The sequence below is a fragment of the Rhizobium sp. BK313 genome (assembly GCF_014193655.1).
GTDB lineage: Bacteria > Pseudomonadota > Alphaproteobacteria > Rhizobiales > Rhizobiaceae > Rhizobium.
The window spans coordinates 48293-71859 of sequence record NZ_JACHZQ010000002.1; the positions used below are offsets into that span (position 1 = coordinate 48293).

General features: G+C 59.4%; 23 protein-coding genes and 1 pseudogene. 15 read left to right on the forward strand and 9 right to left on the reverse strand.

Features of this window, described 5'->3' with window-relative positions; all coding sequences use genetic code 11:
• The first annotated feature begins 98 nt into the window (after positions 1 to 98).
• Complete coding sequence (locus FHT86_RS38860) at positions 99 to 302, forward strand: NAD(P)-binding domain-containing protein (RefSeq protein ID WP_133707176.1); 204 nt, start codon at positions 99 to 101, stop codon at positions 300 to 302.
• Positions 303 to 334: 32 nt separating this feature from the next.
• On the opposite strand, the gene FHT86_RS12675 is transcribed toward FHT86_RS38860, so the two are convergent.
• The 7 genes from FHT86_RS12675 to FHT86_RS12705 form a co-directional block, all read right to left on the reverse strand.
• Entirely contained in the window at positions 335 to 1390 is a 1056-nt protein-coding gene (locus tag FHT86_RS12675) for an aldo/keto reductase (protein ID WP_133707177.1), read from the reverse strand.
• 185 nt (positions 1391 to 1575) lie between these two features.
• Positions 1576 to 2211, reverse strand: coding sequence for a dihydroxyacetone kinase family protein (locus FHT86_RS12680; RefSeq protein ID WP_133707178.1), 636 nt, complete (start codon positions 2209 to 2211; stop codon positions 1576 to 1578).
• Positions 2212 to 2221: 10 nt separating this feature from the next.
• Complete coding sequence (locus FHT86_RS12685; RefSeq protein WP_133707179.1) at positions 2222 to 3223, reverse strand: dihydroxyacetone kinase subunit DhaK; 1002 nt, start codon at positions 3221 to 3223, stop codon at positions 2222 to 2224.
• Between the two features lie 16 nt (positions 3224 to 3239).
• Entirely contained in the window at positions 3240 to 4274 is a 1035-nt protein-coding gene (locus FHT86_RS12690) for an ABC transporter permease (RefSeq protein ID WP_133707180.1), read from the reverse strand.
• Positions 4271 to 5827, reverse strand: coding sequence for a sugar ABC transporter ATP-binding protein (locus FHT86_RS12695; RefSeq protein ID WP_133707181.1), 1557 nt, complete (start codon positions 5825 to 5827; stop codon positions 4271 to 4273). The genes FHT86_RS12690 and FHT86_RS12695 overlap by 4 nt, the downstream gene beginning before the upstream one ends.
• A gap of 98 nt (positions 5828 to 5925) precedes the next feature.
• The gene (locus FHT86_RS12700) at positions 5926 to 6936 is read right to left on the reverse strand and encodes a substrate-binding domain-containing protein (protein WP_133707182.1); all 1011 of its coding nucleotides are present in this window, start codon (positions 6934 to 6936) and stop codon (positions 5926 to 5928) included.
• A 21-nt stretch (positions 6937 to 6957) separates the two neighbouring features.
• Entirely contained in the window at positions 6958 to 7989 is a 1032-nt protein-coding gene (locus FHT86_RS12705; RefSeq protein WP_133707183.1) for an ABC transporter permease, read from the reverse strand.
• A gap of 201 nt (positions 7990 to 8190) precedes the next feature.
• Between FHT86_RS12705 and FHT86_RS12710 the strand changes: the two genes are divergently transcribed.
• Together FHT86_RS12710 and FHT86_RS12715 are read left to right on the forward strand one after the other, a co-directional pair.
• Positions 8191 to 9285 (forward strand): LacI family DNA-binding transcriptional regulator, encoded by a 1095-nt coding sequence (locus FHT86_RS12710; RefSeq protein ID WP_133707184.1) that lies wholly within the window; start codon positions 8191 to 8193, stop codon positions 9283 to 9285.
• Positions 9286 to 9387: 102 nt separating this feature from the next.
• Complete coding sequence (locus tag FHT86_RS12715; RefSeq protein ID WP_133707185.1) at positions 9388 to 10317, forward strand: aldo/keto reductase family oxidoreductase; 930 nt, start codon at positions 9388 to 9390, stop codon at positions 10315 to 10317.
• A gap of 229 nt (positions 10318 to 10546) precedes the next feature.
• Here FHT86_RS12715 and FHT86_RS12720 read toward each other — a convergent pair whose 3' ends face one another.
• Together FHT86_RS12720 and FHT86_RS12725 are read right to left on the reverse strand one after the other, a co-directional pair.
• On the reverse strand, positions 10547 to 10924 hold the full coding sequence (locus FHT86_RS12720; RefSeq protein WP_133707186.1) for a glycoside hydrolase family 95-like protein: 378 nt from the start codon (positions 10922 to 10924) through the stop codon (positions 10547 to 10549).
• A gap of 435 nt (positions 10925 to 11359) precedes the next feature.
• On the reverse strand, positions 11360 to 12172 hold the full coding sequence (locus FHT86_RS12725; RefSeq protein ID WP_133707187.1) for an IclR family transcriptional regulator: 813 nt from the start codon (positions 12170 to 12172) through the stop codon (positions 11360 to 11362).
• 82 nt (positions 12173 to 12254) lie between these two features.
• Between FHT86_RS12725 and FHT86_RS12730 the strand changes: the two genes are divergently transcribed.
• The 12 genes and pseudogenes from FHT86_RS12730 (at position 12255) to uxuA (ending at position 23321) form a co-directional block, all read left to right on the forward strand.
• Complete coding sequence (locus FHT86_RS12730) at positions 12255 to 13547, forward strand: MFS transporter (protein WP_133707188.1); 1293 nt, start codon at positions 12255 to 12257, stop codon at positions 13545 to 13547.
• A gap of 75 nt (positions 13548 to 13622) precedes the next feature.
• Entirely contained in the window at positions 13623 to 14366 is a 744-nt protein-coding gene (locus tag FHT86_RS12735; protein WP_133707189.1) for an SDR family NAD(P)-dependent oxidoreductase, read from the forward strand.
• Between the two features lie 27 nt (positions 14367 to 14393).
• Positions 14394 to 15293 carry a polysaccharide deacetylase family protein gene (locus tag FHT86_RS12740; protein ID WP_133707190.1) on the forward strand — a complete coding sequence of 300 codons (900 nt, stop codon included), beginning with the start codon at positions 14394 to 14396 and terminating at the stop codon, positions 15291 to 15293.
• 127 nt (positions 15294 to 15420) lie between these two features.
• A complete protein-coding gene (locus FHT86_RS12745) occupies positions 15421 to 17028 on the forward strand; it encodes a gamma-glutamyltransferase (protein WP_133707191.1) in 1608 nt (535 codons plus the stop codon).
• 242 nt (positions 17029 to 17270) lie between these two features.
• A pseudogene (locus tag FHT86_RS38865) lies at positions 17271 to 17432 on the forward strand (mannitol dehydrogenase family protein); the annotation flags it as partial.
• Positions 17433 to 17471: 39 nt separating this feature from the next.
• Positions 17472 to 18110: a hypothetical protein gene (locus FHT86_RS12750; protein WP_409527593.1), complete on the forward strand. Its 639-nt coding sequence runs from the start codon at positions 17472 to 17474 to the stop codon at positions 18108 to 18110.
• A gap of 220 nt (positions 18111 to 18330) precedes the next feature.
• Positions 18331 to 19044: a GntR family transcriptional regulator gene (locus tag FHT86_RS12755; RefSeq protein ID WP_133707193.1), complete on the forward strand. Its 714-nt coding sequence runs from the start codon at positions 18331 to 18333 to the stop codon at positions 19042 to 19044.
• Positions 19045 to 19091: 47 nt separating this feature from the next.
• Positions 19092 to 19943, forward strand: a complete 852-nt coding sequence (locus FHT86_RS12760) for a substrate-binding periplasmic protein (protein WP_208116648.1) — start codon at positions 19092 to 19094, stop codon at positions 19941 to 19943.
• Between the two features lie 43 nt (positions 19944 to 19986).
• Positions 19987 to 20652: an amino acid ABC transporter permease gene (locus tag FHT86_RS12765; RefSeq protein WP_133707194.1), complete on the forward strand. Its 666-nt coding sequence runs from the start codon at positions 19987 to 19989 to the stop codon at positions 20650 to 20652.
• Positions 20649 to 21308: an amino acid ABC transporter permease gene (locus FHT86_RS12770; RefSeq protein ID WP_133707195.1), complete on the forward strand. Its 660-nt coding sequence runs from the start codon at positions 20649 to 20651 to the stop codon at positions 21306 to 21308. Before FHT86_RS12765 ends, FHT86_RS12770 begins: the two co-directional genes overlap by 4 nt.
• Positions 21305 to 22084: an amino acid ABC transporter ATP-binding protein gene (locus tag FHT86_RS12775; RefSeq protein WP_133707196.1), complete on the forward strand. Its 780-nt coding sequence runs from the start codon at positions 21305 to 21307 to the stop codon at positions 22082 to 22084. Before FHT86_RS12770 ends, FHT86_RS12775 begins: the two co-directional genes overlap by 4 nt.
• A gap of 40 nt (positions 22085 to 22124) precedes the next feature.
• Positions 22125 to 23321 (forward strand): mannonate dehydratase, encoded by a 1197-nt coding sequence (gene uxuA, locus FHT86_RS12780; protein WP_133707197.1) that lies wholly within the window; start codon positions 22125 to 22127, stop codon positions 23319 to 23321.
• Positions 23322 to 23567 lie beyond the last annotated feature (246 nt).

Genomic DNA, 23567 nt, shown 5'->3' on the forward strand with positions numbered 1-23567 from the left:
AGAAGAGTTCAAGCATGTGTACGCTCGTGTTTTGTCACGCGAAGAGTGCAACCCGTATGCTTGAGATAAATCCGACCAGCTACTCGAGGACAATTTACATGAGTATCGGCATTGTTGGTGCAGGCCATATCGGCGGCACGTTGACGCGTCGTTTGTCGGCGGTTGGTCACAAGGTTTTAGTCTGTGCTCTTGAACCATTACGAACCGCTGACCTTGAAGTTGTGCAAAAACATTGCTCCGCACTATGGTCGTCAATCTGCCTCCGAAACTATCCTGCAACCGTGCGGTTGATCGTTACGTGATCAGCCGCTCCGTTTTCTTCGCCAGTTGTGCATCACCCCAAGTAAGGGGCAATGAGGCTCAAATCGGCGGGTCCAAGGCGATCCGAAGCCGTGTTTCTCTGGTGCCAATAGGGGTACTGAAGCCATGGCAGACTGACCTTATCGAGCCTTGATCGCTCTTCCTCTGTCAGCTTGAGGTTGACTGATGCAAGGCTATCCTTGAACTGCGCGTCTGTGCGGCCGCCGACGATAAGAGACGTGACGGCGGGACGACCCAACAACCAAGCAAGAGCGACCTGAGCCGCGGACACTCCCCGGCCCTCACCAATCTCGACGAGTGCATCGACAATATTCCAAAGCCTATCCTCATCCCGGATAGGTGGTTCGGTCCATCCAGCGAACTGACGAGTGCCTTCCGGCGTGGCCTGATTACGGCGATGTTTTCCCGAAAGGAGACCTCCGGCGATCGGAGCCCAAACCAGAACCCCAAGTCCCTGGTCAATGCTGATGGGGATCAGCTCATTCTCGGCGTCGCGGGTTTCGAGCGTGTAGTGAATCTGCTGGCTCACAAAACGCTGATAGCGATCACGCTCGGACACGCCGAGAGCCTTCATGATATGCCAACCGGAAAAATTCGAACAACCGATGTAGCGGACCTTGCCTTGACGGACCAAGGTATCAAGCGCCTCCATCGTTTCTTCGACCGGCGTCAGGCCGTCCCACTCATGTACCTGATAGACATCAATGACGTCGGTCTTCATGCGCTTCAAACTGGCTTCGCAAGCTGCGATCAGGTGCTGGCGTGATAGACCTGCGTTATTCGGTCCATCGCCCATCGGGAAGCGTGCTTTCGAGGCGATCAACACACCATTCTTGCGCGGCCCGCCGATGATTTCACCGAGAATTTCCTCGCAGACGCCAGCGGAATAGGCATCGGCGGTGTCGATAAGGTTTACGCCTGCGTCGAGGCACAAGTCGACGAGACGGCGGGCGTCAGTAATCCCGAGATCGCCGACTGTCTTCGCCCAACCGACGCCGCCAAAGGTCATCGTTCCCATCGTAATCGCTGATACTTTCAAACCTGAACGGCCAAGCTGGCGATATTCCATCCATTCATCTCCCAGAATATTGTTGCTGTTAGGTCTCGAGTACGGGGATACATCCGCCCCCGCATCTTCGATGCTCGAAAGAACCGAATTCACACGCCAATCGTCTCAGGCGCCTTCGCTGTCCAGTTCTTCGCTATCTCAACGCGCAGAGATAATTGTTCATCCCCAACGCCCGCTGTCTCTCATCACGAGACGAAGTCACCCAATTTGCGGACCAACATCGTACCAACGGTTGCACCTGCGTCCTGGAGACCAACCGTCTTCTCTTGAAACGCAGCCGCTTTTCCATGTTGCGCGACCAGTGACTTGGTGTCTTCCAAGGCCCTCTCCGCGACGACGGAGGCGTTGGCGAGTGCCGTTTGGAGAGACAGCCCGTTGGTGGCTGCCTGCTGCAGGCTGGCTGCCACCGGGTCAAGCACGTCGACAATCGTCTTGTCACCCAGCTTAGCCTTGCCGCGTTCGGCAATTCCGTCCTTGAATGCTAACCAAAACGCCGCCATTTCCGGGGTTCCAAGCGCGTCCGCGCCATCGACCGCCTTGCTTGCCCTCAGGAAACCCGTCGCGGTCAGCGTCCCCATGGTCGAGGGTGCCGTGCGGGCGATGATCGCTCCTGCTGTCCTTAGCAGTTTCGAAATGCCAGCCGCTTCGCCTTCGGTCGTAACCGCCTCGGCCGCCGCCGTGAACGCCTTGCTCATGGTGATGCCAAGATCGCTGTCACCGACTTTGCCGTCGAGGGAAATGAGGAAGTCGCGCTCTTCGACGAACAGCCGTTTCCAAGCGTCGAAAAGCCGGATGAGGTCTGATGCTGTGATGACATCCATCGTTTCCGCCTCACGCAGCAATGTGTTTAAAGAAGGGGGTGTTCGCGGGCGCAGCCATGAACCGGTCGAGTTCTGCATCAAGATGAAGGATCGACACAGACGCGCCCGCCATCTCCATCGACGTGGCAAATTCCCCGATCCAGACGTGCTTGACCTTGACCGAACGGCTCTCCATGAGCTGCGACACCCGGCGGAACATGATATAAAGCTCTTCCAGCGGCGTCCCGCCGAGGCCATTCATCAGAACCGCCACTTCATCCCCGGCCTTGTAGTCCTGCTCGGCGAAAATGCGATCCATCATCTGGTCGATGACGCTGTCGGCAGCTGCCAATTTCGTGCGGCTGATACCGGGTTCCCCGTGGATGCCCATGCCGATCTCCATCTCGTCCTCGCCGATCGAGAACGTCGCATGGCCGATTTCCGGTACCACGCAGCTGGAGAGTGCGACCCCCATGGTACGCGTCCGCAAGCGAGCTTTCTCTGCCACGTCATAGACCTGATCAAGTGACATGCCTTCCGCCGCGGCAGCGCCTGCGGCCTTGTAGACGAAATAGACGCCAGCTACGCCGCGTCGCTTGTGTTCCTCGCCAACGACCGAAGAGGCGACGTCGTCGTTTCCGACGACTTGCCTGACGCGAATATCGTCAAGTTCTGCCAGCTCGGCCGCCATATCAAAGTTGATAAGATCGCCGCTGTAGTTCCCGTAGATATAGAGAACGCCGCTACCTTGATCGATGGCCTTCGTGACTTGATAAATTTGCTCCGAGCTAGGTGACTGAAACACCCCGCCGACGCCCGCTCCATCCAGCATGCCATCACCGATGTAGCCTAGAAACAGCGGAAGATGACCGGAGCCGCCCCCCGTCGCGATGCCGACTTTGCCCTTCTTGGACTTGGAAGTGACCATGCAACGCATGTCGTCCGCGACGAATGTCACTTCGGGATGGGCGCGATAAATCCCATCGAGCATTTCATCGACGAAATCGGCCGGGTCGTTCAAAAATTTACGCATGATGCTCTCCTAAAATTTATCTTTTGCGCTGGCGTGTCACGAAGAACCCTGCCGCGAGAAGGATGAAGACGCCGACGACCAGTCTCTGCCAAGTGCTTGGTATACCCACGAGAACCAGCACGCTGTTGATCACGACAATCAGCAGCACCCCCAGGATCGTGCCCAGCACGGTTCCGGTGCCGCCTGTTATTTTCGCCCCGCCCAGCACTACGGCCGCGATGACATTGATTTCCGTTCCGACCAGATCGAAAGGATTGGCCTGACGGTTCGCGCAGACGTGAATGATGCCCGCAAGCCCAGCCAATGCACCCGCATATCCGAAAAGAAAGAGGTGTACGGTCCTGAGGTTGTAGCCGAGACGGCTCGCAATGTTGGCATTGCCGCCGACGGCGAAAATCGCCCGACCCATCAAGGTGCGGTTCAAGATCCACCAAGTCACCAGGGCCGCGATTGGCAAGGCCAGGAAATAGAAAGGCAGAGTCACGGTGGCTCCGTTTGCGGTCTCGAACTGCAACAGTGGTAGCCGTCCGAATGCGCCCATTTGCGGGGGCAAGGACATGATCCACACCGTGCCGATGAACGAAAGCAGGAAGCCTCGGAACAGATATTGGGTTCCGATCGTGACAATGAGCGAAGGCACTTTCAGCTGATGAACGAGCAAGCCGTTTATCAACCCAAGCAAGGCTCCGCCGACTGTCGCGATGATCATGATGAGAGCGATCGGCAGCCCTGGCAGCTTGGTCTGGACCAGCACGGTCATCGAATACATCGTGAAGGCGGCGATCGCCGTGAACGATACGTCGATGCCGCCCGCTGCCAAGATGACGAAGACACCCAGGGCAAACAGCCCCATGACAACGCTAGACCGACCGATGTCGATCAATGTCGAGGGTTGCAGGAACGCTGGATTAGCGATCGAGACCGCGACGCAGATGGCGATAAGGATCACGAAGGTGATCGTTTCCGGGCGCCTGCGAACAAGTTCACCGAGACTGAACGAGCCAGACTTGGAGAAGCTCTGAGGGGCCTTTTCCGACTCTAATGCACTCAATGGACCAACTCCGGCTTGGCGGCGAGCATCGCCTGGTACAGCTGGTCCTCGGACGCCTGCTCCGTTTCGAATTCCCGGACGAGCCGACCGTCGAGCATCACCAGTATCCGGTCCGTATTTTGCAGAAGTTCGGGAAGATCGTCGCTGACGATAACGATCCCCATTCCCGCTTCCGCCAATTTCTGGATCGCGCGGTAGATCGTATCCTTGGACCCAACGTCGACACCGACGGTTGGCCCATGCAGAACGAGCAGTTTCGGATTGATGCTTAGCCAGCGTCCGATGAGTACGCGTTGTTGGTTGCCACCGGACAAGGCGCCGACAGGTAGGTCGAGATCCTTCGTGTTCAAACGCATGTCTTCCGACAGCCTGCCCGCGATGGTCCGACCCTTGCTCCGGTCCACGACGCCGAACGAATTGCTAAGCTTCCTCAATATCAGGGCGATCTCGTTTTCGAGAATTGACTTGTCGAGGAACAGTCCCTCCGCCAAACGATCCTCTGGTACATAGCCAATCCCGTGGTCGATCGCCTCCACCGGACGACAGATCGCGACCTCGATGCCTTCGAGCCGGATGCTTCCACCAGTGGCGGGCCTGACACCTGTGATGGCCATGGCGAGTTCGTTGCGGCCCGAATCCGCGAGACCCGTGATACCCAGTATCTCGCCTTTCCGCAGATTGAAGCTCATGTCGACGAGACCCGGGGCGCTGAGGTCTTTCACCGCCAGCGCCACTTCTTGTCCGGGCTTGCCGTGTCTGTATCGAGCGGAGTCGATCGAGCGTCCTGTCATCAGCTGGGAAAGCTGTGTCTTGGTGTATTGAGCGATTGGGCCTGTCGCCACACACTGACCGTCGCGAAAGACGATGGCCTGGCCACCGATACGATAGCACTCGTCAAGCTTGTGGGTCACGAATAGGACCGCGACATTCTCCTGCCGCAACCGCTCAACGACGCGAACGAGGTTGTCGACCTCGCGCCGGGTAAGGGACGTCGTCGGCTCGTCCATGATCACGAGCTTCGCACGGGTCGCCACGGCGCGGGCGATGGCCACCAGCTGTCGGCTCGCCAGGGGAAGATCCGCGACGATAGTGTTGAGAAAGGATCTATCCGTTGGCAGCCCTGCGATGGCGAGCGCGTTCATCGCAGTGGCCGTCAGGCGTTTGCGATCGAGCATTCGCGCCAGGCGACCGCGACCGGAGACAAGTTGCTCGCTGAGCGCCACGTTTTCAGCAACCGTGAGGTTCGGCAATAGCGACAGGTCCTGGTAGACAGTCTCAATCCCGTGGCTTAGGGATCGGATCGGCGTCATCGCCGGGAAGCTCGCTCCCTCAAGTACGATCTCTCCTTTGCTCGGCGAGATGGCACCCGACATGATCTTGATGACGGTGCTCTTCCCGCAACCGTTCTCACCCAGCAGGTGATACGCCTCGCCGAGATCGATCGTGAGGTCGATGCCCCGGAGCGCGTGGACGCCACCGAACCATTTCTGAATATTTCGAAGCTCCAGGAAACGGTCCGAAGCCTGTGGGCTTTCGTTTAAATCCGCTGACACTTTTGTATGCCCTCGATTGCCGTGGCCGCCGCGCAGTTGCGCGGAAGATATTTCAACTGGCGCCGCAAAGGGGCTGCGACGCCAGCTGGCTCGGGAGATTAGAAAAGGTGCGGTTTGTATGTGGACTTGTCGACAAGGACCATGCCGTTGCCGATCACCAGCAAGCCGTCACCGGCACCCTTCGTGACTTTCACCTTGTTATAGCCCTCGACGCCAAGGTCCATTCCGTCGGTGATTTCCTTCTTGGCAAGCAGAAGCTTGGCAAGCGAGTTCATGGCCATTCCGGCCTTCTGCGGATCCCAGAAGCCGATAGCTGTGATAGCTCCGGATTCGAGAAGATCAGCCGATGGGTTAGGCAGTCCGGTGCCTACCAGGCATACCTTTCCGCTCAGGCCAGCTTCATCAATGGCGCGGCCGACGCCAAGGACGTCGTTACCAGCGGAAGTCTGGAAGCCCTTGATGTCGGGATGCTTGCGCAGGATTTCCTTGGCTTTCTCGTAGGTGGCGTTGGCGTCGTCGAAGGACTCATTATTAGGATCAACCAGTTCCATGCCCGGGTACTTCTTGGCGTTGGCTTCACCGGCGCCGACCCACTGCATATGCGTACGGCTGCCTACGGAGCCGACAAACGTGGTCCACTTGCCTTTCTGGCCCATGCATTGCGCGAGACGTTCATTGAGAGCGGTCCCGTAGTCCTTGTTGTCGAACGCCTCCACGTCCGCCTGGGTATTCTTCTCGTTGTCCGCTTCATGGGTGACAACCACGATGCCACGATCCATCGCACGCTTGAGTGCGCCTTCGATGACGGCAGGATCCATCGGTACCACCGCAAGAGCGTTTACGCCCTTCGCAGTCAGGTCCTGAATGATCTGCAGCTGCTGGGCGGCGTCTGATGTTGGCGGACCGCTCTGGCTTGCGACAACGTCGGGGTTCGCCTTCTGGAAGGCTTCGACGCCAGTGTTCATGCGGTCGAACCAGGGAATGCCGCTGATCTTGACAACGGTTGCGATGACTGGCTTGTCGGCCGCCATGAGACTTCCGACGGTGCCGCTGAGCAGAGCGGCTGCCGCAACGCCCGCAATCAAGATGCGCTTTGACATGGTTTTCATTTTCTCCTCCACAAATGGCCCTCAGTTGTTAGGCTTCGGCGCCTGAGGGACGGGCGACGAAGGTTTGAAGTGCCCGTTCGAGGGCGTGAGAAATCCAACGACGTCGTAGTGACCGACGGCGAGAAACAGCAGGAGCAGTAGCCCCCAGGCGAAATCGCGAACGAAGTTTGAAAGGCCGCCGAAGTTCAGCAGGCTCGACATCAACTGAAGCGCGATGGCGCTGAGAACGACCGAGACGACCCTTCCATGGCCACCTTCGGGCTTCACACCAGCCATCACGGCGATGAGAATGGCGATCAGCAGATAGGAGCTGCCATAGTCGAACTTCACGTTGACGTTGCGGGCGGCAATAACGATCCCAGCCAAAGCCGACAGCGTTCCGCTCAACGTATAGGTGCCGATCAGAATCCCGCCACGCGGAAAGCCTGCGTAAACCGCAGCAGTCGGGTTGGTGCCCGTCAGCATCAGCCAGGAGCCAAACGGGGTCAGTCTAAGCACCGCGCCGAGAATAAGCGCAATAACCGCGAATGCGAGAAAGCTGATCGGAACTGCGAGTATCATGTCGTTGCCGATGCTCGACAGCAGATCTGGGCTCCCCACCGTGACCGCCTTCCCTCCTGCCACGACGACCGCGAGGCCGGTGAAAGCCATCTGTGTCCCAAGCGTACAAAGAATGGGGGTGATGTTTAGCTTTGCGATCAGAATGCCGTTGATCGCGCCGCCGATCACACCGATCGCGATGGCAACCACGATGAAGGCGAGGCTGAAAGCCAGCTCGTTGTCGGTCGCGGAATAGAAGGACGACACGATGACCGCCGAAAGAACTCCGGAGAGATTGGCAAGCGCAATACCCGAAAGATCGATCCCTCCGTTACCGGCACACATGGCGAGCATGACGCCTATCGCCAGCAGACCAATTTCCGGAACTTGGCCACCCATCGACTGAAGATTGAATAGTGAGAGGTACGACCCCCCGGAAATCGCTGCGCCGACAACAAGAAGGGCAACGTTGATGATGACCAGCATCAGCAGTTGAGCGTTAGCGTTTCGCATGGCCTCCCTTCCATGTTTACTAAACAAATAGTATCTTTAGTAAAACGCTATCAAACGGAATTTTTGTTTGCAAGCGATATTTTTGAACGATACGCGTGATTTTTGAGCATAATTCAAAATTTTTATTTGCCGCTATGCGCAATGTTTACTAAACAAGAAACTTGGCACTAGGATTCTACAGCTTGCTCCTTGGGAACTGATATGGCGCAAAACGTCAGCACAATTAGAGACATCGCCGAGGCCGCAGGTGTCTCACCGGCAACCGTGTCGCTTGTATTGAACGGCAAGGGCGGAATTTCTGAAGAGACCCGCGAGAAGGTCTTGGCGGCTGTTAACCGCCTGAACTATGTGCCTCGTGCCGTCAAACAAATCTCGGAAGCAACGAGAGATAAGATTCGGTTTCTAAAGATTGCGAAGCATGGGCATACCGTAAACCGCGATCACAGCGTCTTCATCTCAGATTATATCGATGGCTTGTCGGCAGAGGCCACGCGAAAGGGTTACACGCTCGAGGTTGTGTCTTTCGAAGGTGCCTCTATGAACTCCATCGCAGAAACGTTGGTCGGCGCATCGATAAGCGGTGTGGTGGCCTTGGGGACGGAGCTTTCGGACTCAGACATTCGGGTCATACAGAGCGCCGGTCTGCCAACCGTGTTTATCGACACGCTTTTTGACGTGGTTGATGCGAATTTCGTCGACATGAACAACGAGGACGCTGTCTTCAAGGTCCTTTCCCAATTTAGGCAACAAGGTTTTGAACGCATCGGATTCGTCGCGAGCCACGTGGACACCCACAACTTTCGGATGAGGCGCGACGCATTCTTCAAGAACATGGTCCGACTTGGCCTCAAGGCACGCGAGAAGGACGTCCTGTCGGTGGAATCGACTCACGACGGGGCCTATGCGGACACGCGCGATTTGCTTGCAGGGGGTATCGAACTGGCGGAATGTTATTTCTGCACGAACGACGTCATTGCCTTCGGTTTCATCCGCGCACTCAAAGAATTCGGGGTTTCGGTCCCTAGTGACGTTTCCGTAATCGGCTTCGACAACCTACCGCAGAGCGCGACCATCGACCCTGCCCTGACCACGGTGGAAGTCTCGAAGCGAAAGATCGGGTATTTCGCCGTCACCGTGCTCGACGACCTGATCAGGGCCTCCGAGCGGCAGCCTTTCGTGAAAATTCAAGTTGGCGCGGAGCTTGTGCTTCGCCAAAGCCATTCCAAGGAAGCAAATCAGAAGATCGATTACACAAAGAGGCATTCGGCCCGGAAGGCGCACCCACAAACGGAATAATGATGTTTTCACCACCAGAACCATGCATAGGTGCCCGCCTATTCGACTGACCAAAAGCTCCAACGCAGTCCATCGATTTACGCCCCCATGAGGTATTGATCAATGAAATCATACACGCTTCCGCGCACCGACCTCGACGTGTCGAGCATCATCCTCGGAATGATGCGGATCACCAATATGAGCAATGGCGAAATCCAGCAACTGTTTGGCGGCGCACGCGATGTCGGCGTGACCTTTATCGACCACGCGGACATTTATGGCGGTGCGCCGCATCGCTGCGAGGCTCGTTTCGGCGAGGCGATTTCCCTCACCGCCGCTGAACGCGAGAAGCTTGTCATCCAGAGCAAGGTTGGCATCCGCAAGGGATTTTTCGATTTCTCTGCCGAGCATATTCTGGCCTCGGTGGATCAGTCGCTCGCGGCGCTGAAGACCGACTATCTGGACGTGCTTCTGCTACATCGCCCTGATACGCTTGTCGAACCCGAAGAGGTTGCTGCGGCCTTCGACACGCTCAAATCTGCCGGCAAGGTCCGCCATTTCGGCGTTTCCAACCATACACCTGGCCAGGTCGAGCTGCTCAAGACAGCGGTCACGCAACCGCTCATCGTCAACCAGGTGCAGCTCAGCATCACTCATGCTCCGCTGATCGCATCGGGCGTTGCCGCCAATATGGCCGGGCTTGATCAATCGATCGATCGCGATAACGGCCTGCTCGATTATTCTCGTATCAACGGCATGATGCTGCAGGCCTGGTCGCCGTTCCAGAAGGGCTTCTTCGACGGTGTCTTCCTCGGCGACCGTGAAAATTTCGCCGATCTGAACGACGCCATCGACGAACTCGCGAAGGCCTATGGCGTAACGCCGACGGGTATTGCCGTCGCCTGGATCACCCGTCATCCGGCAAAAATCCAGGTCGTGCTCGGCACCACGAAGCCGGAACGTGTCGTCGAAGCCGCGGCCGGCTCTTCTGTCTCACTGACCCGCGAGGAATGGTATCGGCTGTTCCGAGCTGCAGGACATACTCTGCCCTGACCCGCATGCGACGGTGGCGCTCGCGAATGTCGAATTACTCTCAGAGACTCGCCGATTGCGACCGCTGGCACGAAGCGAGCAGGTGTCGCTAAGTTTTCGCTCGCGCCCCGCCTCGGAACCATCGCCACGACACCGCACCACAAGTATCTCTAGTTGGGCGAAGTCAGCAGTGCCGTCACGCTAAGTGACCGGCAAATCGAAATTTTCAGCCGATCTCATCCGCTCTTCGCTAGATGACCGTCGTCCAGTCTCCAGCTCTCAAAGCAACCTTCTGCATGCCGGCGTTGCTGCGAATGAGAACAGTTTGTTCGCGCGTAGATTTCAGTCTCGCACGCTGCACATTCCCCTCTGACCATTCCATATCCAATTCAATCCCGCCGCGCAGCCGCAAACCGGATACCCGACCCGTGGACAGGGCTCGGGAAAGAGCGGGAAGAAGTCTGATTTCACCGCGGCGGCTATGGGCGAGCATCTCGCAGATTCCAGCCGCAGCGCCAAAGTTACCGTCGATCTGGAATGGCGGATGCGCATCGAAGAGATTGGCGTAGGTGCGAGATGGGGACAGCTGGCTCTTCAGAACAGACCAGGCACGCTCGCCATCGCCCAAACGTGTGAATCGGCACCGAAGGCTGACCCCTCGTGACAAGAGCGTAAGGCTCTGATTTACACACCAGAAAATGGAAATTGGGTGGGGTCAAGATTGGCGCCGATGATGACCACACTCATATTATGAATTTGTCAGCGAACTCATGTGCTTAATGGCAGTCGGTAAATAGATCGAAGGTAATTCTAATTTTGAATCTATCAACCGGTCTCCTGATTGCTCAGGAGGACATCCCATAATTAACACTTCGCCGGTTCGCCCGAACGATCGCGCCGGATACAGCACCGACCACGAACATAGCAAACACTAAAGAACAATATTCACGAATGACATCCGGCCGGATCGAGATTGTTGGAATGTCGAATGTCGTCGCATGGCTAGCCACCGCGACGGCCGTTCCGGCCACCACCTCCAGCAACCGCAGGCTATACGATCCTGTCATCGTGCCCTATGCGTTATGTGGCGTTGGGATCGACTGAGCGACTGTGCCGTCTCGATCACCAGCGGCGCGAAACGCTCCCTGAAGGCCTCGGGCGTCCAGTCGGTTGCGGAGGCCGCGATGTGGACGGCCGCGATCGGGCGGGCGGCGGCGTTTGTGACGGCCGCCCCCACGGTTATTTCGCCGAGCACTGTTTCTTCCAGCGCCAAGCCGAAACCGTTTTCCCGCGCCTCCTCGACCTTCTCCATGATTGCCCGGGGGTCGACAATGGTTTTCGGCGTTTTCGGTTTCAGGTCAGACTTTGCAATGACAGCCGCAGCCTCGTCCGCCGTCAGCTGCGCCAGGATGGCGCGTCCGCCGGCGGTGCAGAACACCGGAATGCGACGGCCGATCAGCGAGCCGTCGAAATACTCCCGCTTCGTCTGCTGGCGAATGACATATATCGTGGTGGTTTCGTCGTAGAGCGACAGATTTGCGCGCTCCCCGCAGGAATTCCTGAGATCGATCAAAGCCGGGGTCGCAAGCTCGATCAGCGCATTCGAGCGCAGATAATAATAGGACAAATCGAGCACCGGCTTGCCCAGCCGGAATCGCCGGGTGCGCTCGTCCTTTTCCAGATAGCCGAGCTGCCAGAGCGTATGGGCGAAACGCTGCGTCGCGCTTTTGTCGAGCCCGGTATGGTCGGCTATCTCCGACAGGCTCAGATCGGTGATCGTGTGACTGAAAGCCTCCAGCACGCGGAAGGCCTTGGCGACCGAAGCGACATAGAGCGCATCGCTCCGCTCTGCGACCGGCGACTCACTGTTTGACATCCCTAGGTGTTCCTCTTATAATTTTTGATATTGCATTACAATACTAAAAATCAAATTGCAAGACAAAACAAAGGGAACAGATATGAGCAACAGCATTTCGGCAAATTTGGCGGATGATGGCGCCCGCTCCAGCATGGAAAGCTGGCGTGCCGTGAGCGCTGCCGTGGCCGGCAATATCCTCGAATGGTACGATTTTGCGATCTACGGCTATGTCGCGACGATCATCGCCAGGAATTTCTTTCCAAGCGGCGATGAGGTCGGCGCGCTTCTCGCCACTTTCGCGACGTTCGGCATCGGATTCGTCGCCCGCCCGCTCGGTGGCATCATCATCGGCAGAATGGGCGACACCCGAGGAAGGAAAACGGCACTGCTGCTGACCATCTTCCTGATGGCCTTGGGGACGATCGGCATCGGCATCATTCCCGGCTACAATTCGATCGGCCTTCTTGCGCCGCTTCTGCTCGTCATTTGCCGGCTGATGCAGGGCTTTGCCGCCGGCGGCGAATGGGGCGGTGCGACGGCCTTCATCGTCGAATGGGCGCCGAAGAACCGGCGCGGCTTCTTGGGGAGCTTCCAGCAGGCGAGCGTTGCCGGCGGCCTGTTGCTCGGCTCGGCGGTCGCCGCCATTTGCAGCACGCTTCTTTCCGGCGAGCAGATGGAATCCTGGGGATGGCGCATTCCGTTCCTTCTCGGCATCATCCTCGTCCCGGTCGGCATTTATATGCGCAGCGATATCGAGGAAACCCCCGTCTACCGCAAGGCTCAGGAAGCGCCGTCCGATCCACAGACGCCCGGCTGGATTCTTGCAGCCAAAGCCTTCGGCTTCACGATCCTCTGGACCGTTTCCTACTACGTCATCCTTTACTACATGCCCACCTTCACCGAGAAATATGCGGGGCTCGGGCGCACCGCGTCGCTGTGGTCGAACACGATCGGGCTCATCCTTCTCGTCGTCGCCATTCCGGTGATGGGCTTGCTGTCGGACAGGATCGGCCGCAAGCCCCTGCTGATCGGCTGCTGCGTTGCTTTTGCAGTCCTCACCTATCCGTTGTTCTCCTTCATGCTTTCCGGCACCTCGCTGGTGACGGTGATCGTGGTCCAGCTCGTGTTCGGATTGATGATCGCGATGTTCTCCGGCCCCGGCCCGGCGGCAATCGCCGAGATATTCCCCACCCATTCGCGTTCGACGTGGATGTCCACGGGATATAGTCTGGCGACCAGCATCTTCGGCGGCTTCGCGCCGTTCATCGCGACCTGGCTGATCAGTTCGACCGGCTCGCCGATCTCGCCGACCTACTACCTCATCATCGCAGCCATAGCCTCGGCCATCGTCATCGCGACGCTGAAGGAGACGGCACACGAAGAGCTGCGCTGATAGTGCCAAGGCGGCGGCTTGGCCAGACCGGAGCCGCTGCCCCTTTGCCGACACCATACATGGAGGGCCACGGACATGCTCGATTTCACTGGGAAGACAGTGGCGGTCAGCGGCGCGGCGATCGGCTTCGGCCGCGCCATCGCCACCCGCTTCGCCACGGCTGGTGCGGCCGTCTTCGGCTGCGACATCCTCGATGCGGAGGATGGTCTGCACGATAATATCACCCTGTCCAGGATCGATCTTCTCGACCGGCGTGCCGCGGCCGGCTGGATATCATCCATCGAGGAACGGACGGGCCGCGGCATCGATATCCTCGTCTGCAACGCCGGCGGTGTCGCCGGCCAGGCGGAAAAGCCCCTGGAAGACGTCACCGACGAGGATTGGGATCGGATCATCGCTATCAATCTGGGGGCGGCATTTGCCCTCTGCCGCGCGGTTGCCCCGGGCATGAAACGGCAGGGATCGGGCGCGATCGTCACGATCACCTCTGGTGCTGCCCTGCAGGCGTCGCTGACCGGCGTGCAGGCCTATTGCTCTGCAAAACACGCGGTCCTCGGCCTGACCCGCCAATTGGCCCACGAGCTTGGGCCGCATGGCATCCGCGTCAACAGCGTGGCGCCGGGTTTCGTGCGCACCAATGCTGCGACAGAACGTCAGTGGGCCTCTTACAGCGCTGACCGCCAGCGCGAGATTGTGCAGAATATCGCCTTAAAACGCCTGGGAACGGCTGACGAGATCGCCAAGGCTGTCTTGTTCTTCGCCTCGGATCTCGCCAGCTTCGTCAACGGGCAGGTGCTGCCCGTCGATGGCGGAAAATGAAGTCTTTATCGAGAAGGATCAGGTCTGATGAGCAATGAGATGGATGCGGCACGCGAGCCGTGGCAATGGGAAGAGGCGCACTGGCGCAAGCTGGTGAACCAGACGCGGGCCGGCCGGCGCTTGGCGCCTTCGGACTGGAAAGACGGTGCGCGTTGCGCCGTCGCGCTTTCCTTTGATTCCGACCATGAAACCAACGAGCTGCGCGAAGGCGGAAAATCCATCGGCCGCATGTCCTGGGGTCAATACGGCAACCGCGTCGGCGTCCCGCGCCTTCTTGAGCTGCTGAAGCGCCATGATGTCAAGGCGAGCTTCTATGTTCCCGCCGTGGCCGCCCTTCTGCATCCGGACGAGCAGCGCCGGGTCGTCGCCGAAGGCCATGAAATCGGCATTCACGGCTGGATTCACGAATTGAACTCGGTCCTGCCCTACGAGGCCGAACGCGAGTTGATGTTCCGCTCGACGGATACGCTCGAAAAGATCACCGGCCTACGTCCGGTGGGCCTCAGAACGCCGTCCTGGGACTTCAGCCCGAATACGCTGAAGATCGAGACCGAGCTTGGCCTGCTCTACGATTCCTCGCTGATGGCGGATGAGGACTGCTACGAACTGGTCATGGACGGAACCCCGACCGGGATCGTCGAGGTTCCCGTCGAATGGGTTCGCGACGATGCGGTCTATTTCCTGATGCATCGCTTCCAGTCGCTCAGACCCTACACGCCGCCGAAAGATGTGCTGGACATCTTCCTGCGCGAATTCGACGCCGCTTACGAGGCCGGCGGCCTGTTCCAGCTCACCATGCATCCGCACATCATCACGGCACGCTCGCGCATCTGGATTCTCGAAGAGGTCATCCGTCATGCAAAATCGAAGGGCGACGTCTGGTTTGCCACGCACGCCGAAGTCGCGGCGTTCGTCAAGGATCTCTGACACCACCTAGTCTGCGAAAGGCCAAGGCTCGACCAATGCCAAGCCCATGGTCATCTGCCGCCTCCCGGCGTCTGTCCCATAGGATGGGCGCCGCAAGCCCCTGCTTCACTCCACAAGGGAAGAGACCATGACAGCGGACCGCTCGTCCTATCAGACGCAAAACTGGATCCTGACCAAGCCGTCGGCCAAGGGCAAAAACGGCATCGTCGTCTCGCAAAGCAGCGACGCGGCCAAAGCAGGCGCAGCCGTGCTCGAGGTCGGCGGCAACGCGGCCGATGCGGCCGTCGCTGCCTGTTTTGCGCTGGCAGCAGTCGAGCCCTGGAACAGCGGGCTCGGCGGCATAGGTTTCGCCGTCGTCCTGCGAGCCGGTGAAACCCAGGCCAAGGTCGTGGATTTCGGCCCCGTTGCCCCTCATCGTGCCGATCCGGCGGACTATCCTCTGACCGGCGCGATGAAGCAGGATCTCTTCACCTGGCCGGAAGTCGAAGGCGACAGGAACATCCATGGTCCCCTCTCCTTCTGCACGCCGTCGGCAGTCACCGGCTATGCCAAGCTGAAGGAAGCCTTCGGCACAGGGATGCCGGTTGCCGACCTGATGGCTCCGGCTATCGCGCTTGCCAAACGGGGTCTGCCGCGGGACTGGTACACGACCCTCAAGATCGCCTCATCGGCCTCCGTGCTCAGGCTCTACGAGGAAAGCGCACGCATCTATCTGCCCAACGGGTTACCCCCGGTGCCACCATATCAAGGCGTTCCCGGCTTCTTCCGGCTCGGCCGGCTCTCCGCAACGCTGGAACGCCTGGCGGAAGCCGGTCTGGACGACTTCTATCGCGGGGATATCGCTGCCGATCTGTCACAGGACATTGCCAGGATGGGTGGCGTTGTCGATGCGCAAGACCTCGCCGGCTGCCAGGCCGTGGTTCGGGACGCGCCGACCATCGACTGGCGCGGCACCCATCTCATCCACACGGCCGGAGGGCTGACCGCCGCGCCGACGCTTGCGGATGTCGTCGCGGGCATGACCGATCATCTTCCGGCGGATGCCGGCCCGGGGGCTGACTGGTTTGCGGGTCTGTCGCGCGTGTTGCGCGGCGCTTACTCAAGTCGTCTCGAGGGGCTTGGAGCGGCACGCGCTGCCGTCGAACCCGGCGATACCTGCACGACCCACCTTACGGTCGTCGACGGCGACGGCAATCTGGTCACCGTCACCACGACGCTGCTGTCGTCGATGGGAAGCCGCGTCGTGCTGCCGTCCACCGGCGTGCTGATGAACAATGGCATGATGTGGTTCGATCCCCGGCCCGATAGCGCCAATCCAATCAAACCCGGCGCGCGGCCGCTCTGCAACATGTGTCCCGTGATCGTCACGCCAAGAGATGGCGGCTGGCCGCGCATGGCGGCAGGCGCTTCGGGAGGACGCCGCATCCTTGCCAGCGTCTACCAGATGCTCGCGTGGACGCTCGATTTCAACATGACCGTGACGGCGGCGGCGCACGCGCCGCGCATCGACGTGTCCGGTCCCGACGAGACCAGCGCTGACCGGCGATTGCCGGAAGACATCCTTGCCGCCTTGGCGGATGCCGGTCCGCTTTCCGTCATCGAGCACGGCGTGCTGCCGATCAACTTTGCCTGTCCCAATCTGATCGTTGCGGATCGCCATGGTGCCGAGGGCTGCAGCGACGTCGTCTCTCCGTGGTCTGCCGCCATTGCCACCATGCAAAGCGGCGCGACATGAGGTTCAAAACACATCGAGTCTCGAAAAGGCTTGATGGAGTTGTGAGCAACCGCAGAGCAGTTCTGCAATTGCCCGAAATGAAGAAGCGAACCGGCTGCGGTTGAGGACATTGCCTTGTAGCCATTGGTCACACCAGCTTCTCAGTTGATGGCCTTGAAGGGCCTAGAACCGATACCCCCATAGCCGGCCTCGACGCCAGCCCACTCCTCCGGTCGCGCACTTAAAGATTAGCCGAGGGCTCGGTTCCTTTCCCGAACAGCATGGTGGACCGCATCGTTCCAGCGACGACGTACGACGATCTCGCAATGGTGCGCGAATTGACGGGACTTCGCGACGCGGCGCCCGTCCTGCACGAGCCATTCCGCCAATGGGTTCTGGAAGACCGCTTCGTCGATGGCATCCGGCCACGCTGGGAGGATGCCGGCGTGCAGTTCGTCACCGATGTGGAGCCCGTCGAACATGCCAAGCTGCGCATGCTCAACGGTTCGCATTCGGTGCTCGCCTATCTCGGCTATCTCGCAGGCCACAAGACCGTCGCCGCGGCCGCTTCGGACGAGGCATTCGCTCTTTTCCTTCGACGCTTCTGGCGTCGGGAGGTGATGCCGGTGCTGGCGGCGCCCGCAGGGCTCGATCTGGAGCATTATTCGAAACAGCTGCTTGAACGCTATCAGAATCCCGCGATCCGCCACCTCACCTGGCAAATCGCCATGGACGGATCGCAGAAGCTGCCGCAGCGCATTCTGTCATCGATCAGGGATTGCCTTGCCAAGGGCAGCCCGTTCCCCTGCCTCGCCGCCGTGGTAGCGGGATGGGTGCGATTTGTCGGAGGATGGGACGAAGCAGGGCAGATGATCGACGTGCGCGATCCCCTGATCGAGCAGATAAGGAGCCGCCTTGCAAAGACCGGCAGCGATCCGGTTGCCGAAGTACGATCCTTGGCCTCGATCGAAGCCATCTTCGGCACCGATCTGGCAAACAATGCGACCTTCATGACCGCCGTGACGGACGCGTACAAGACCCTGCTTACCGAAGGCGCCCGCGGGCTTGTGCAGGCGCTGGGATCTGCTTCCGCCACCGTGTGAGGCTGGCCCGGCCGTCGAATAGATTAATCGCATCGAGAGCGTCGAGCCCGCGGCCATATGTGGAATCGCGGGTTCTCTTTCGCATGTGCGATTGCATGTCCATTTTGGCTTCATCCCACGACTGAGGCTTCGGAAGGACTTCTCCGCTCAAGCATCATTTCCTACGAGCAACCCGAAAGATCACGTTGACAAAAGCGCAAAAGGATACTTGTATACTACCATGTCTCTAACGCCCCACCCCATTGATCGCCGACAGAATGCCGCTCAGCAGATTCACCGGCAGCTGCGTGACTGGATCATCACCGGCCAGCTCAAGACCGGTGCCATTCTGTCAGAGCCGCGCCTTGCGGATCTTTTCGGCATCAGCCGCACTCCGATCCGGGAAGCCATGAAGAAACTTGAGGAAGAGTCGCTTCTCGACATCTTTCCGCAGGTGGGTTCGATGGTTGCGCCGATCGAGATCGACATCGTCCGGGACAGCCAGTTCATCCGCGAAACGCTGGAAGTGCGGACCATAGAGCTCGCAACCGAGAATGTGACGAGCAGCAATATCGCGACGCTTCGCGGCATCATCGAGCGTCAGCGCGTGCTGGTCGAGGCGAAGGATCCGCATGGCTTCTTCGTTGCCGACGACGAGCTCCACGACACTTTCATGCGCATCGCCGGACGCCCATCCGTATGGTCGCTGCTCACGACGACCAATGCGCATCTCAACCGGGTTCGCTACCTGTCGCTCGAAGACCTCTCGTGGCTGCGCATGGTGTTCGAGGAACATTGCGACATCGTCGAGGCGGTCGCCGCGCACGATGTCGACCGCGCGACCCATTCCATGCGCGATCACCTGCGCTCCGTCCTTGCGGCCGTCGAGCGCGTGGCGATCGCCTATCCCGAATATTTCAAACAGGAGAACGAAACGGCCAAGTCGCTCTCGTAGCGAGTTTCGGTCTTCGGTTCAAAGTGCCCAACTAGGAGGAAAAGCCCGTGTCCCGGAAATTCATGACCACATTGATTGCCCTTGCCGGTCTGGCAAGCGCGTCGCTCGTCTCGGTCTCTGCACATGCAGACGACGTCCCGTCTGCCCCGGCGGCGGGCGCAAGCCAACGCATCGACGCCATTCGCATGTCCGGTGTGCTGCGCGTGGCGGTTCTTGCCAATGCCCCCTGGCTGATCGAAAACACGACCGGCTCGGGCGATCAGTGGACCGGTCCCGCATGGACCCTCGCCAACGACTACGCCAAGCTGCTCGGGGTGACCCTGCAAGCGATACCGGTGTCGCACGAGACCAAGATCCCGGTCCTGGCGTCCAACCAGGTCGACATGTCGATCACGCCTCTTGCCGAAACGCCCGACCGCGACAAGGTCGTGGACTTCGTACTCTATTCGGCGACCAGCGTCTGCATGTTCGGCCGCGTCGACAATCCCAAGTTTGCCGGCGTCAAATCGATCGACGATCTCAACAATCCGAACGTGACGATCGCCTATTTTACCGGCGGCGGCGAAGAAGGTTGGGTCAAGGACCGCTTCCCCAAGGCGCATCTGCGCGGTGTGACCAGCTCGAGCGCGGTTGCACCGATCGAAGAAATCATGGCGCGTCGCGCCGACGCTGCACCGATCAATCGCATTCCCTGGGTCGGATTGAACAAGAAGGTAAAGGGGCTCAAGGCGCTTCCGGCGGAGAACAACTGCCAGGACAGCCAGGAGAAGACCTCCCCCGTCGGCCTTGCCATCGATAAGGGACAGGCTGCCTATCTCGACTGGCTGCGGGCAGTCGCCAAGGCCGAGCAGCCGAAGCTGCAGGCCGAAGAGGCCAAGATCGTCGAGAACCTGCCCTGACGGGCCTCTTCCAACTGGTTCGCAGCGGCAATAGGAGCATTGCGTGGATTTCGATTTCTCGCCCGTCCTCGATAGCTGGCAGTATCTGCTGGGAGGATTCGGGGTCACCTTGCTCCTGTCTGCCGCGACGGTCGGCTTCAGTCTTGTTCTCGGCACGGCGGTCGCGCTCGGGCGGGTCTATGGGCCGGTCTACCTCCGTCTGCCACTGACCTTCTATATCGACAGCATGCGGGCGATCCCCGTGCTGGTCGTGCTGGTCTGGATCTATTTTGCTCTGCCGATTCTCAGCGGCGTCAATCTGCCGCCGTTCTGGGCGGCAACCGTGGCGCTGTCGGTGCATATCGCCGCCTATGTGGCCGAGATCATCCGGGCGGGGATCGAATCCGTTCGTCAGGGGCAGATCCGGGCCGGAAAGGCGCTCGGCATGTCGAGCGCGCAGATCACCCGCAAGATCGTGCTGCCCCAAGCGCTCATCCGCATGTTGCCCGCCTTCGGCTCCATCATTTCCATCACCATAAAGGATACGGCGATCGCCTCGGTGATTGCCGTGCCGGAACTCATCAAACGTTCCGAGACCGTCGCCGGTCAAAGCTATCGGCCCATGGAGGTATTCACGGTCGCAATGGTCGCCTATTTTCTGCTCCTCCTGCCGATCACCCGCATGATCGATCTCCTCTATCGCCGTTTTGCGCATCTGGGCCGGTCATGACCCTGGATTGGAGCGTCATATGGCAATTCCGCCAAGAACTGCTGAGCGGAACCCTCCTCACCATCGCCTTGACGGCGATCACCATGGTCATCGCGGTGCCGGGCGGCATCCTGCTCGCGCTCATGCGCCTCTCCCCGTCGCGGATTCTCTCGACACTGAGCCTTTGCTTTGTGGAATTGTTCCGCAACCTGCCGATCATTCTCGTGGTCTATTGGGCCTTCTACGTGATGCCCGTCCTGCTCAACATAGAATTTTCGGCCTTCACCACCGGCCTCATCGCGCTCTGCCTCAACGTCTCGGCCTATAATGCGGAAGCCTTTCGCGCCGGCATCAATTCGATCCGCATCGGCCAGACCAATGCGGGGCTCGCCCTGGGGCTGAGCCGCTGGCAAGTGATGCGCAAGATCATCCTGCCGCAGGCGGCGCGGCGCGTCCTTCCCGTGGTCGCCAGCACCTGGGTTTCGCTCTTCAAGGATACGTCGCTCGTTTCGGTGATCGCGGTGGGTGAACTGGCACATACCGCGCTGCAGATCCGGTCGCAGACCTTCCGCGTGCTGGAAGTGTTGACCGCCATGGCCGCCATCTATTGGCTTCTGGGCTATCCCCAGGCCAAATTCGTCGACTGGATCCAGCGCAAATTCGAGGTGAAGGAATGAACGCGACAACACAAGCAAAGAACAAGGACGAAGCCGTCGCTCCCATTCTTGTCTATGAGAATGTCCGCAAGCAATATGGCGCTTTCGTCGCCCTCAACGGCGTCTCCCTAAGAGTGAACGTCCGCGAAGTGCTATGCCTCATCGGGCCATCAGGTTCGGGAAAATCGACCTTGCTGCGCTGTACCAATGCGCTTGAGGCCATCGATGGCGGGACGATCTCCTTTGAGGGCCGGCCGCTTCCCAAGCGCGACAGCGAAACGCGCAAGATACGCCAGCGGATGGGCATGGTGTTCCAGAATTTCGAGCTCTTTCCCCATATGTCGGCGCTCGACAATGTCGCCATGGCGCCGATTACCGTTCTCGGCATGAGGGAAAGCGAGGCACGCGAGCGGGCACGCGCATTGCTTTCGAAGGTCAATCTTGCCGACAAGGTCGACAATTTTCCATCTAACCTTTCCGGCGGCCAGCAGCAGCGCGTCGCGATCGCCCGCGCGCTGGCGATGGAGCCGGAGGTGATGCTGTTCGACGAGCCGACCTCCGCCCTCGACCCGGAAACGATCGGCGAGGTGCTGAACGTGATGAAGGCGCTCGCCGAGGAAGGCATGACGATGATCGTCGTCACCCACGAGATGACCTTCGCGCGCCGCGTTGCCGATCGCGTGGTCGTCTTCGAGCGAGGCGCCATCATCGAGGAAGGGTCGCCAAAGCAGATTTTCGAGAATCCGAAGGCGGGCCGGACACGCGATTTTCTCAGCCATCTCGGCTGGAACGGCTGATAGCGGCAATCACTGACTGAACATTCAAGCGAGGACCACAATGGAACAAACCTGGCGTTGGTTCGGGCCGGACGATCCGGTCAAGCTCCACGAAATCCGGCAGGCAGGGGCGACGGGCATCGTCAGCGCCCTGCATCATATTCGCTATGGCGAGGTCTGGAGCATCGAGGAAATCGAGGCTCGGCAGCGCATCATCGGCGCGGACCCTTCGCTCGGGTTGCGATGGAGCGTCGTCGAAAGCCTGCCGGTCGCCGAAGCGATCAAGCTCGGCGAGGGCGACCTGACGCAGCTGTTCGACAACTACCGACAATCGCTTCGCAATCTGGCGAGCTGCGGCATCACCAACATCTGCTACAACTTCATGGCGATGCTGGACTGGACGCGCACCGAACTTCGTCGCGTTCTCCCCGGCGGAGCGACAGCGCTACGCTATAACGCCGAGGAAGTGGCTGCATTCGATTGCTATATCCTGCAACGCCCTGACGCCGAGGCCGATCACCGGCCCGACGTGCTGGAACGCGCCAGGGCATGGATGAAGAAGGCATCTGAGAGCGACAAGCACAATCTCCTTGCGACCATCATGGCCGGCTTGCCCGGCGCATACGAACGCTATGACGTGCCTGGCATGCGCACCATGCTGAAGCGTTTCGACGGCATCACGCGTGACGACTTGCGAGCGAACTACAAGCGGTTTCTGGAGGAAGTCGTCCCGACCGCAGAAGAGTTAGGAATCAGGCTTGGCGTCCATCCCGATGATCCGCCATTCGATGTATTCGGTCTCCCGCGAATTGTCTCCACCGCCGCCGACATCGACTTCATCGTTGGGGCCGTGCCATCGAAAGCCAACGGGATTACCTTCTGCACCGGCGCATTTGGCGCTGGCCCCGCAAACGACGTGCCGGCAATGGCCGAGCGATTTGCGCCCCATATCCAATTCGCCCACCTGCGCAATGTCCTGAAGGAACCGGATGGATCCTTCATGGAAGCCGACCATCTCGGAGGGGATGTCGACGTGGTCAAGGTCATCCGCACGCTGCTTGCGGAACAGGCCCGCCGCAAGGGCGCCGGGGAAGACGACTGGCGTATTCCATTTCGGCCAGATCATGGACACGAGTTGCTTAACGATGGCGAACGTGGAACGCATCCGGGTTATCCCATGGTTGGCCGTCTCAAAGGCCTCGCCGAGTTGCGTGGTGTGATGATGGCCGTCTCGGCCATCGACCATCAATCGCGCTAAGATAGCCACCGCCGCGACTGCGTTGACGCTCTCGACGGCGCCCATCCTGCCGCAAGCGCAAGATGGGTTCCGAGACTGGCAACATTCATCAACCATGCCTGTTGGGTCAACCGAAGGCGGACCCAATGGTGCTGCTCTTGATGCGAATCGAACCGGCGGCCTCTCAAGAGTAAGGGATGAATGTGCCAATCGCCTTGAATTGGCAAAGCCATCGTCAGCATAGCCACGCCGTGGCGGCATCCATTT

What these genes read in the sequence shown, in the direction of transcription:
- FHT86_RS38860 (WP_133707176.1), top strand. Translation starts at nt 99, where the DNA reads ATGAGTATCGGCATTGTTGGTGCAGGCCATATCGGCGGCACGTTGACG.
- FHT86_RS12675 (WP_133707177.1), bottom strand. Translation starts at nt 1,390, where the DNA reads ATGGAATATCGCCAGCTTGGCCGTTCAGGTTTGAAAGTATCAGCGATT.
- FHT86_RS12680 (WP_133707178.1), bottom strand. Translation starts at nt 2,211, where the DNA reads ATGGATGTCATCACAGCATCAGACCTCATCCGGCTTTTCGACGCTTGG.
- FHT86_RS12685 (WP_133707179.1), bottom strand. Translation starts at nt 3,223, where the DNA reads ATGCGTAAATTTTTGAACGACCCGGCCGATTTCGTCGATGAAATGCTC.
- FHT86_RS12700 (WP_133707182.1), bottom strand. Translation starts at nt 6,936, where the DNA reads ATGAAAACCATGTCAAAGCGCATCTTGATTGCGGGCGTTGCGGCAGCC.
- FHT86_RS12705 (WP_133707183.1), bottom strand. Translation starts at nt 7,989, where the DNA reads ATGCGAAACGCTAACGCTCAACTGCTGATGCTGGTCATCATCAACGTT.
- FHT86_RS12710 (WP_133707184.1), top strand. Translation starts at nt 8,191, where the DNA reads ATGGCGCAAAACGTCAGCACAATTAGAGACATCGCCGAGGCCGCAGGT.
- FHT86_RS12715 (WP_133707185.1), top strand. Translation starts at nt 9,388, where the DNA reads ATGAAATCATACACGCTTCCGCGCACCGACCTCGACGTGTCGAGCATC.
- FHT86_RS12725 (WP_133707187.1), bottom strand. Translation starts at nt 12,172, where the DNA reads ATGTCAAACAGTGAGTCGCCGGTCGCAGAGCGGAGCGATGCGCTCTAT.
- FHT86_RS12730 (WP_133707188.1), top strand. Translation starts at nt 12,255, where the DNA reads ATGAGCAACAGCATTTCGGCAAATTTGGCGGATGATGGCGCCCGCTCC.
- FHT86_RS12735 (WP_133707189.1), top strand. Translation starts at nt 13,623, where the DNA reads ATGCTCGATTTCACTGGGAAGACAGTGGCGGTCAGCGGCGCGGCGATC.
- FHT86_RS12740 (WP_133707190.1), top strand. Translation starts at nt 14,394, where the DNA reads ATGAGCAATGAGATGGATGCGGCACGCGAGCCGTGGCAATGGGAAGAG.
- FHT86_RS12745 (WP_133707191.1), top strand. Translation starts at nt 15,421, where the DNA reads ATGACAGCGGACCGCTCGTCCTATCAGACGCAAAACTGGATCCTGACC.
- FHT86_RS12755 (WP_133707193.1), top strand. Translation starts at nt 18,331, where the DNA reads ATGTCTCTAACGCCCCACCCCATTGATCGCCGACAGAATGCCGCTCAG.
- FHT86_RS12770 (WP_133707195.1), top strand. Translation starts at nt 20,649, where the DNA reads ATGACCCTGGATTGGAGCGTCATATGGCAATTCCGCCAAGAACTGCTG.
- FHT86_RS12775 (WP_133707196.1), top strand. Translation starts at nt 21,305, where the DNA reads ATGAACGCGACAACACAAGCAAAGAACAAGGACGAAGCCGTCGCTCCC.
- uxuA (WP_133707197.1), top strand. Translation starts at nt 22,125, where the DNA reads ATGGAACAAACCTGGCGTTGGTTCGGGCCGGACGATCCGGTCAAGCTC.